Raw genomic sequence first — 11,179 nt, forward strand, 5'->3', positions numbered from 1 at the left:
ATTGTAAATTTGAAAATTGTTCCGTCGAATCCTATGTACAGGCGTCTTGTCTTCTTATTTCTAGCCCTCAGTACGTGGTCTTGTTCTCAATTCAGCAACAAGCCCATGGCCGTTGCGTTTCACAATGTGAATGCGAAGTACAATGCCATTTGGCAGGCCTCGAGATTAGAAAAAGAATTAGAGCGCAAACTATTCGCGGAACGCAAGGAAAGCTATAATGCCACCTTACCCATCCGAATTCCACTGGATTCGAGCTTTAAACAAGGCAACGAAAAGGACATTAAAGAACTAATCCGCAAGGCGTCTTTAGTGATCGATCGCCACCAAAATTCCCGATACATTATCGATGCCTATTTACTAATCGGTAAGGGTCGCATTTACCAATACGACCTAAAGAATGCCATTGACACGTATAAATACGTAAACTCACTTGAAATTAGACCAGAGGCATTACTCGCTCTCTATGAAATTTATTTACAACAACAGGAGTTTACTGCCGCAGAAAAGATCGAAGAATTCTTAAGTGAAAACCCCTTGAATTCAAACGAGAAAAAGCAATTCTTGTTACTAAAAGCCTATTCCTACCAGCTGGCAGATGAACCTGTAAAAGCCCTCTCATTACTCCAGGAAGCCTCCAAATACCTGAAGAAGGGCGAAGAAAAAGCGCGCATCTCATTCATCATGGGCCAACTATTTGCGGACAATAACCAGCCGAATTTAGCGGTAGAAAGCTTTAAAACGACGCTAAAAACAAAGCCTAGCTATGATTTAAACTTGCAATCAAGCCTGGCTATTCATCAAATCGAAGGTAATGTGGATGCCTTGGAGAAAATGCTGAAAGACCCTAAAAACGAGGACAACAAATCGGCTATCTATGTCAAAATAGGTCAATATTATTACACTAAAAAGGACTACAAAAAAGCCAAAGAAAATTGGGAGAAAGGCGGCGAAAACAACCCAAATAAAGGAGAACTCTATTTTCAATTAGGCGGTCTTTTCGCGAAACAATTAAAGGCCTATGATCTAGCGGCAAACTACTACGACAGTGCAGCTACCTACCTCGCAAACAATCATCCCGACTACGCGAAAGCACAAAAACTGAAAAAATCCTGGGCTAGCTATACTTCGTTTTCGAAACAAATAGCCTTACAAGATTCCTTATTGCATTTAGCCACTTTATCTCCACAGGCATTACACGAGCTCTTTTTAAAGCAGCAAAAAGATACGGTGAAGAAATCGGTAAGTGCTGCAACTACTGCTCCTATTTTTACGAGACGCCCTTTTAACGCAGACCAACAAAATTTCTACTTCAATAACGAACAAGCTCGGATTCAGGGTAGCATTGAATTTAGCAATCGATGGGGGAATCGGACCTTGGAGGATTTTTGGAATAGAAAGAATAAAAATGCAAGCCTGAGCAATTCCACCACGGTTTCTACGGTAACGGAGAAAACAAATCTTCCCCAAACGAACACAACAGGAGTGGCAGAAGAAACTTGGTTGAAAGCAATTCCGTTTAGTGCTAACGCCGCGAATAAGGCGACCAAATTAAAGGAAGAATCCTTATTCAAACTAGGTAAGTTGGCCCGTTTAGAATTAGGCGAAAACACCTTGGCTACTAGCACGTTACAACAATTATTAGCAGAATTCCCAAGCACAGCTTTTGAAGCAGAGGCACTTTACGTTCTTTATTTAAGCCAAGAAGGGACCGCAAAAACAAATTCACGAAAAACACTTTTCGAACGCTATCCTAGCTCCTATTTCAAGACGATGATCCTCAAATTAGAAAATGGAGCGCTAACCGAGAACAAAGAAATTCAGGCACAAAAGAAATACGAAGAGGCCTATGAACGTTTTAAATCAAAAGAGTTTGCGATGGCGTTTGAGGCTTGCCTAGCGATTCAACAAAATACGCCTGGTAGTAAATTGGAAGATAAAATCGTATTTTTAATGGCGCTTTGTAAAGCGGGTTTACAGGAAAGTGCAGAATGCAAACGCCTGTTAGGTGAATTTGTCCAATCTTTCCCCACCAGCCCCCTCGTTGCAGAGGCTAATGAAATGCTAAAGCTGATTAACAAATGATAGAACCCATAAAGGAATCTAAATTGAATAAAATTACCTTAGCCTACAAAATATTTGGAGGCACAATCTTATTTGCCATTCTTTTCATTGCATCGGTAAACTATAATTTCCTTTGGCTGTTTGGTGGAATGCCTAGCCTGCAAGAGCTAGAGAATCCGAAAAGCCAAGAGGCGTCCTTATTGATTTCAGAAGACGGAGAAGAGATTGGAAAATACTTCCGAGAGAACCGTAATCCGGTGGAGTTCGAGGAGCTGTCACCCATCCTGATTAACACGCTCATGGCGACAGAAGATGCCCGTTTCATCAGCCACTCAGGTATCGATGTGCGTTCTATGGCCCGCGTATTATTCTCTTTTGGTACCTCAGGAGGTGGAAGTACGATATCCCAGCAATTAGCCAAGAATTTATTCCACACCCGTTCACTTGAATATGGCGAAGACGATCCTATTTACATGGGTTTATTAATGAAAGTGGGTGGGCTAAAAACGGCCATCGCGAAAATTAAAGAGTGGATTTTGGCCATCAAATTAGAACGCCGATACACGAAGCAAGAAATCTTGGCGATGTATTTGAATGAGGTGAGTTTTGGGAATAATGCCTATGGAATTCAAGTAGCCTGCCGGACTTATTTCCAAAAAAACGTGCAGACAGTTACCTACCCTGAGGCAGCCACCTTGATCGGCTTATTGCAAAATCCCTCCCTGTATGATCCACGCATCAGACCGGAAAGGACTCTAGCGCGTCGGAATACCGTTTTAGGCCAACTAGCTAAATACGAATACCTGTCAGAGGAGGATGCGGAAAAGATGAAGGCAGACCCCTTGAACCTTCGCTATAAAGTAGAAAACCAAAACACCGGCGCAGCTCCGTATTTACGCGAATCCATCCGTAAAGAAATTCTAGGTATCCTTTCTGAGATTAACAAAGACCGCCCGGAAGACCAGCAATTGAACTTGTATACCAGTGGTTTACGCATCCACACGACGATCGACTCGCGTATGCAAAAATATGCGCAAGATGCCGTGCAAGAGCATATGAAAGCGCAACAAATTGCTTTCAATCAACATTGGGCGGGACGCAATCCTTGGGTAAATGAGAAAATGCAGGAGCTGAAGGGCTTTATTTCGTCTGCTATGAAACGCACGCAGCGCTACCGGGATTTAATGGAGGCGTATAATAATGATGAGATGCGGGTTTGGGAGGAATTAAATCGTCCTGTAAAAATGACGATTTTCTCTTACCATGGCGATATCGACACCACCTTAAGCCCATTGGATTCCATGCGGTATTACAAGCGTATTTTGAATGTGGGCATGATGTCGATGGATCCGACGAATGGCCACGTGAAGGCTTGGATTGGTGGCATTAATTACAAGTATTTCAAGTATGATCATATTGCCCAAAGTAAGCGCCAACCTGGCTCTACCTTCAAACCATTTGTTTATGGGGCAGCCATCGAAAATGAAATTGCCACTCCTTGTGATAAATATGTGGATGAGCCGGTGACTTTTGGGACAGAGGATGGACTGACGAATGACACCTGGACGCCTCAAAACTCCGATGGCAAATACAGTTACGAGAATTTAACGCTTAGACGCGCGATGGGACGCTCCATCAATACGATTTCAGCGAAACTGATGAAATCTCTAGGAGCCAGCAAAATTGCCGATTTTGCTCACAAAGCGGGTATTACAAGCTCTCTGTACGAAGGACCTTCCCTTTGCCTAGGCACGTCCGAAGTCTCTGTCTACGAACAAGTTTCGGCCTACAGTACCTTCGCGAATAGTGGTGAAAAAATCGACCCGATCATCATTCTAAAAATCACCGATAAAAACGGCGTCGTTTTGCGCGAATTCTCGCCCACAGCTAAGGCAGTAATGAAGCCCGAAACAGCCTACTTAATGACATTTATGTTACAAGGTGCCGTACGTGAACCCGGTGGAACAGCCGAAGGATTAAATCGCAGCTCAATTGCTGCAGGAAACGAAATTGGAGCAAAAACGGGTACCACTTCTAACTTCTCTGACGGTTGGTTTATGGGAGTTACCCAAAAACTGGTTACCGGTATTTGGGTAGGTGGCGATGACCGCAGTATTCACTTCAGAAACATTCAATTAGGTCAAGGAGCAAAAATGGCCATGCCTGCCTTCACAAAATTCATGGAGAAAGTCTACTCTGATCGATCATTAGCCCTCGATGGATACCAAAAAATGCCATTCATTAAACCCGAAAATTTAGCCTTCGACTTTAGTTGCGTCGGAGGAATTGGAGGGGATTCTACCTTAACTTCTTCCACTGCCACCGCCTTGCCTGAATGAGACTAATTGCCTTTGCCTTTATCGCTTTACTAACATTTGCCTGCAACTCTAAGAAAACAGGGGAAGAACTGGCGAAAGAAAACTGTAGCTCTTGCCACAAGTTCCCAGACCCAAGTCTGTTAGACAAAAAGACCTGGAACGATAAAGTCCTAATGGACATGTCCTACCGCTTAGGCTTGCGTAATAAATTTGAATTAGCCGCCAGTTTACCTGAAGAGCAATACCATGCCTTAGTTTCTGCAAATGCCTTTCCAGATAGCCCAGCGATGAGTATCGAGAATTGGCAAGCGATCGTGGATTATTATGTAACGAATGCACCGGAAAATCCGTTGCCACAAAAAACCAAAAGTCCTATCTCCACCAATCCACTACACTTTAAAACGGAGGATTTCATCTCTCCAGTTCATTCTGTAGGCCGAGTAACTTCTATTCAAATTCATCCAGTGAAGGCGGAAGCTTGGATCGGAATGAACTCGAATGAGACCGCTATTGTAGACAGTAAACTACAGGTAAAAACGACCTTCAAAACCCCAAGCCCCAATGTAAATACCTCCTTCATTCAAGGAAAAAATTACCTATTAAGCATTGGCAAAATCCTCCCGAATGACGAAAAAATCGGAAATCTATTCGAGATGAACGCAGCTGGAAAACTTACTAAGCTAGTCGACGGATTAAAACGCCCTGTGGATATGCAGATGGCGGATTTCAATGAAGATGGCACGCTAGATTATCTGATTTGTGAATATGGCTATGAAGCGGGACAGGTCGTTTGGGTAGATGGAAAAACCAAACAACGGCATACCTTGAAATCTCAGCCTGGGGCTAGAAACATCGTCATTAAAGATTATTCAAAAGATGGCAAACCTGACATTTTAGTTTTAATGTCCGAAGCCAAAGAGGGTGTTTCCCTCTTTATCAACAAAGGCCAGGGCTTATTTGTGGAGAAACCCTTACTGCAATTTGAGTCGATATGGGGAAGTACTTATATGGATGTGGCGGATCTGAATCAAGATGGATTCGATGATATCATCATTTCAGCAGGAGATAATGCGGATAATTCTTATTCTAAGAAAGCCTACCATGGGGTGCATGTCTTCACGAATGATGGCAAAAATAATTTCAAGGAAGGGTATTTTTACCCAGCTTATGGAGCTACGAAAACGCTGGCCCGTGATTTTGATGGGGATGGCGACCTAGATCTAGCCATGATCGCTTTCTTTCCGGAGAATGACAAAGGGGTAAATGAATCATTCTTGTATTTCCAAAACCAGGGCAAACTTCGCTTCCAGGTTAGCAATATCAACCTACCGGATGATGCCCGTTACATGGCGATGGATGCCGGTGATTTAGATAAAGATGGCGATGTCGATCTTTTGCTTGGTAATTTTCAATTTGGAAAACCAAAGCCAGGCGTTAAACTAACACCTGGCCTTCAGCTTCGACTCTTACGTAATTCAATTCGTTAATTCAATTTAGCTCCCTTCGGAATGAAGGCCTGTGCGCTGGCGCTTTGGCTTAAATAAGAAGAGCCATAGGTCCAATCTATCTTTTGTTTATGTCCTTTTAAGGTATAGCTAAATGAAACACCCGGCTTTACAGCGGCTTTTATAAAGGCCCCCTGAGGCTTAAATACCTTCATCGGACCTCTGTTCTGTAGTGCCACAAAAGCTAAATCTGCACCCACCTGAATACCTACTAAGGCCTTCGCATCAGCTGGAACCATCATTCCTGAATTTTGTGCATAAGTGAACCCTTTGCCATTGCCTAATAAAACACCGCCATTCGACGCATCGTAGCGACCCATAGCGACCTCATTCGCGAAGTTATTCCCCACAAACAAGATATCTAGATAACCATCCGCATTGATGTCTAGGATCTGCATCCCGTTCAACGCCGATAACTGGGCCATGTCGGGCAAATCATGCGCCTTAAATTTACCTTCACCTAGATTCTCAATATACAATGAGGCATTCTCTGTAAAGGAAAGCTTCGTCGCTTTCGCCCGTTCTTTCTCCGTTAAGAAATCATCCTGCGTAATTTTACCATAATCCTTATAATACACCCAGCGCTGACGTGTTGAATTCAACTGCTTGTGCACATCGTCTTTGCCAAATAAAGGAGCTGAAACAGGTGCTCCTGCAGCACTTTGGAAATAAACAAAAGGGAAAATATCATAAACTCCATTGCCATCCACATCCCCATGAAGTACATCCACCGGCTGCTTCGCATTGGCACGTAACAGGGTGTTTTTCCCCATATTACCTGCCACTAGGTCCATATCTCCGTCTTGATCAAAATCAGCCGCTGCCACCGAGCCCCAAAGACCCGTCATTTCCTCTACTCCCGTCTTCTCAAGTTTTACTAAATGGCCCTTTACGTTCTGGTAGATCTGAATCGGCATAAATTCCCCAGCCACGACTAAATCTGACCAGCCATCGTTATTCACATCTGTCCAAACCGCATCACAAGCTAATGCCGGCTTCAATAAATCAGGTGCCCACTTCGCTGTCATGTCTGTATACTTAATCATACCGGCCTTCGAATCATTGCGCAACAGGCGAGAAACCGTTCCTTTTGGATAAGAAAACGGCACGTTTCTACCGCTGACATATAAATCTAAATCTCCGTCTTTGTCAAAATCCACTGCCCTAACTGCCGCATTACTTTCCGTAAAGGCTGGCAATGCTCTCGACACTAGGCTGAAGTTTCCTTTCCCATCATTCGCATACACCACATCTTGGAAGCTCGTTGCACCTATTTGGCCCTCTGTTCCTCCCCGAGCAATGTATAAATCCAAATCTCCATCCCGATCCATATCGATTAAAAGTGAACCTAAATCCTCTCCTAATTTATTCTTGTTTTCTGCTACACCCTCTAAAAAATTTGCTTTAAACTTGCCAGAAGCTTGTTGCAGATAGAAAATACCCGAATAAAATTTAGAGCCGCCTACAAAGAAATCTTCTAAACCATCTCCATTCACATCACCCACCGATGCTCCAGGCCCTAATTGAGACATCTTGAACGGGGTTAAACTTTGGAAATTGAAGTCGATAAAGTCGTATTCCTTGTGTACTTCCGTTAACTGCATCTCATTCGTCACCTCCCGAAGTAAAGGAGCTTCAGTTTGATATAAGGAGACATAAGGTTGCTTCGCATCGGAGATCTTTAGTGTAAGTAATTGATCGACACCCGGCTTAGAAATCACCTGCATGGAATCATTTGGCCAAATCACTCGTAATTCTTTAATCTTCTGCTTCGTCCCTAAACCAATATGAGCAACAGCCTCTACGCTAGACAAATAGCCTCTATAAGGTGAATTCTCATAATAGAAATAGGTGCCATCCGCATAAAGTCCCTCAATACGGGTTCCAATTCCTTGCGTATTTTGGCCCTTACCTTGCAACTTAACGCGTAAATAATGTCCCTTATCCGCATTCGTTTCAACCGTGTTGTTCTTGTATACAAAAGCCTCATCGTTGATATTATTCACGACATAATCTAAATCGCCATCATTATCCAAGTCACCATAGGAAGCCCCATTTGAAAACGAGGGACGTTGAATTCCCCAAGCCGCACTCACATCATCAAAATGCATTCCCCCTTTATTTCTAAAGGCATAATTATTCACCTTAATCACCGGCATTTGCTCTAAAAGAATGGCGTCAGACGCCAGGCGTGCTGAATTAGCTCGGTACAACATAAAGTCTCTATCCGTTACGTCCCGCGGAAAACCATTGGTAATCATTAAATCACGGAATCCATCATTGTCGAAATCCGCCAAAGAAGGGCACCAGCTCCACTCCGTCTCCGCCACGCCCGCTAGTAAACTAATCTCTTGGAAGGGCGCTGGAGAACCATCTGCCTTCTTACCTGCATTTAACTGCACGGAATTGCGCATGTACTGGTAGGTATAACCGTGTAAATCACTGTTCTGATACGACTGATAGCTATTAGGCGGCGCTAATTGCTTCTTGCGCTCATTGTCCTTAGGCAACATATCAAGCGCCACAATATCTGGACGTCCATCATTATTAATATCCGCCACATCATTCCCCATCGCCGATAAACTTGTGTGCTTAAAATAAGCCTTCGCCTGATCTGTAAAAGTCCCATCGTGGTTATTGATGTAGAGAATATCATCCGACACATAATCGTTCGTCACATAGATATCCGGCCAATTGTCCTGGTTAATATCACAGATATTAATACCTAAACCGTACCCTTCTATCGTTATCCCAGCCTCTTTCGACACATTTGTAAATACCGGATGACTTTTATCCTTAGACCAATCATTGCGGTATAAACGATCCGTATTAGGATAGGAACCATCGGTAACCTTTGGGCGGTATAAGGATGGGAATTGATCAATAACATCCGTTAATACATATAAATCCAAATCTCCATCCCGGTCATAGTCAAAGAAAGCAGCATGCTCACTATGCCCTGAATCATTAATCCCATACTCGGTTGCCATTTCCTTAAAGCTGGGTATCCCCTCTTTAATTCCTTGGTTCACAAACAGCATATTTTGGCGATCACGCTCCACATTCTTCATCGTTGCTGATACATATACATCTAGCAATCCATCCCCATTAATATCCACAATACTTACTCCAGAACACCAGCGATCTTTTGTATCTAAACCAGATGCCTTTCCTACTTCCTCAAACTTCATTTCTCCCTTGTTCAAATACAAAGCAGCATTCGCCTGAGAACCCGAGAAAAACAAGTCTAACAGCCCATCATTATTAAAATCTCCCATACCCACTCCACTTCCGTTGTAGAGGTATTCATACTTCAAAATACTCAAGGTATCGTTCTCGACAATCTTGTTTGAAAAATGAATACCGGTATCATCACCGGATAAAAGCTCGAAAGTAGTGGCGTTTTTACAAGAGAAAACGAGAAAGGAGAAAGCAAGGAATAAATTGGCGTAAATAGGCTTCATAAGGCAATTTTAAACTTAAGCGAAAATAAAAAAGGTGGGATTAATATCCCACCTTTTTTACAGAAAATTAGAACAAATTAATATCCTGCGTTTTGCTTCAAGATAGAAGAACCTTGGATATCGATTTGAGCTTGAGGGATAGGTAAATACTTATCCGTAGCTTGGTAAGATGCACCACCAAACTTCGTTACTAGGAATTGCTTCTCGTAGTTTAAATAAGCATTTAACGTAGATACGTCAGTACCCCAACGAACTAAGTCGAAGAAACGGTGTCCTTCAGTCGCTAATTCTAACATACGCTCCATGCGAACTGCTTTTTGTGCAGTAGCCTTATCAGCAAATGCTGTGTAAGGAGCAATTACATAGTTAGCTTCTGCTACGCCACCTTTCATAACGAAACCAGCAGGATTAGCCGCACGGTTACGAACACGGTTGATGTAATCTAAAGCAGTTGCTAATGAACCAGCTTCGATTTCAGCCTCAGCAGCCATTAACAATACGTCTGCAAAACGAATGATATTGTAGTTCATTGTTGCATAACCACGTGTCCAAGATGAACCATCTGTTAATGTATTCTCTTGACGCTTGTAGTATACGTATTTCTTAGGTGAATAAGGACCTGCATACGTTTGATCACGAATCCAGTTCTTACCTGGGTGCTCGATCCAGTCTAAGTATTGAATACCACGACGACCGATTGTGTGGTCAATACGTGGATCTAATGGATCTGCATCTTCAGTAAATGCAGCAGAAGAAGCAACTTTGTAGTCATTCTTCACTGCGTTAGCAGGTAAGTTATAATCTGGAGCACCAGCCGTTTCTGTTAAGATCGGCAAACCGTTCACTGTACGGTAAGCGTTAGCTAATGAGAATGAAGGTTGGAAGAAACCGCAGCAGTTACCTGGACCATCAGAACCCGTGTTGTATGGGTAGTTCAAGTCATCAAAACCGTTTGCGTTGTTCACGTTACCCGTGTTCATTGAAGATTGGATAGCAAATATAGCCTCCTCGTTGTTGTCATTCTCCGCATTGAAGATTTCAGCAAACTTAGGAACTAAACCATACTTCTTACCATTCGTTGTAACACCGTTAGCGATTACGTCAGTAAACTTCGCTTTTGCATCAGCGAATTTTCCTTGGTATAATAACGCTTTACCTAAATAAGCTTGCGCAGCCCATTTGTTTGCACGACCTGCAGATGAAGACGTTGCTGGTAGGTTTGTGTAAGCAAACGCAAAATCAGCCTCAATCTTATCCCAGAAAGCTTCCGTGTTAGCCACTTTCTCAATTCCTTTACCGTAGTCTTTTGTCTCATCCACATAAGGAACAGAGTTAAACAACTTCTTTAATTCGAAGTAGTAGTGACCACGTAAGAAACGTGCTTCCGCAATAATACGTGTCTTATCCGCTGCAGAGATCTCCTTAGAACCATTGGCTAAGTTGATCGTCGCATTACAACGAGCAATACCTTCGTATTTTGCTTGCCATGTGCTATTCAAATCACCGTCTGTAGGCTGAACCTCATAACGTTGCATCGGGTTGATGGCAGTGAAGTCACCCGCATCCGTACCCTTATTGTTCTCTCCACCACGGATAGAACCCCAAACCCAGTTATTACCAGCTGCTAAACGAGAATATCCCTTTGCAGCTAACTGAGCATAAGCACCAATTAAGGTCCCTTCTACACCTTCTTTAGAAGATAATTGCGCTTGCGCTAATGATGCGGTAGGCGGAACTTCTAAAAACTGATCCTTACAAGCGAAGGTCAACGTCAGCGCTGACACACTCACTAAAGCGATTCGCTTTAAAATTTGATTATTTTTCATTTTCT

General features: G+C 42.9%; 5 protein-coding genes. 3 read left to right on the forward strand and 2 right to left on the reverse strand.

Annotation, left to right across the window (positions count from 1 at the left end):
* Positions 1 to 33: 33 nt before the first annotated feature.
* Genes porW through V7S74_RS09910 form a run of 3 tightly spaced genes read left to right on the forward strand, consistent with a single transcriptional unit; the run spans position 34 to position 5,866 of the window.
* On the forward strand, positions 34 to 2,082 hold the full coding sequence (gene porW, locus V7S74_RS09900) for a type IX secretion system periplasmic lipoprotein PorW/SprE (protein WP_406778600.1): 2,049 nt from the start codon (positions 34 to 36) through the stop codon (positions 2,080 to 2,082).
* Positions 2,079 to 4,400, forward strand: a complete 2,322-nt coding sequence (locus V7S74_RS09905; RefSeq protein WP_406778601.1) for a penicillin-binding protein 1A — start codon at positions 2,079 to 2,081, stop codon at positions 4,398 to 4,400. The genes porW and V7S74_RS09905 overlap by 4 nt, the downstream gene beginning before the upstream one ends.
* On the forward strand, positions 4,397 to 5,866 hold the full coding sequence (locus V7S74_RS09910) for an FG-GAP repeat domain-containing protein (protein ID WP_406778602.1): 1,470 nt from the start codon (positions 4,397 to 4,399) through the stop codon (positions 5,864 to 5,866). The genes V7S74_RS09905 and V7S74_RS09910 overlap by 4 nt, the downstream gene beginning before the upstream one ends.
* On the opposite strand, the gene V7S74_RS09915 is transcribed toward V7S74_RS09910, so the two are convergent.
* Positions 5,863 to 9,348 (reverse strand): VCBS repeat-containing protein, encoded by a 3,486-nt coding sequence (locus V7S74_RS09915; RefSeq protein ID WP_406778603.1) that lies wholly within the window; start codon positions 9,346 to 9,348, stop codon positions 5,863 to 5,865. The two genes, V7S74_RS09910 and V7S74_RS09915, sit on opposite strands and share 4 nt — an antisense overlap.
* 77 nt (positions 9,349 to 9,425) lie before the next feature.
* A complete protein-coding gene (locus tag V7S74_RS09920) occupies positions 9,426 to 11,174 on the reverse strand; it encodes a RagB/SusD family nutrient uptake outer membrane protein (protein WP_406778604.1) in 1,749 nt (582 codons plus the stop codon).
* Between the last annotated feature and the right edge of the window lie 5 nt (positions 11,175 to 11,179).

It is taken from the genome of Aquirufa novilacunae, from assembly GCF_045310505.1.
Lineage (GTDB): Bacteria > Bacteroidota > Bacteroidia > Cytophagales > Spirosomataceae > Aquirufa > Aquirufa novilacunae.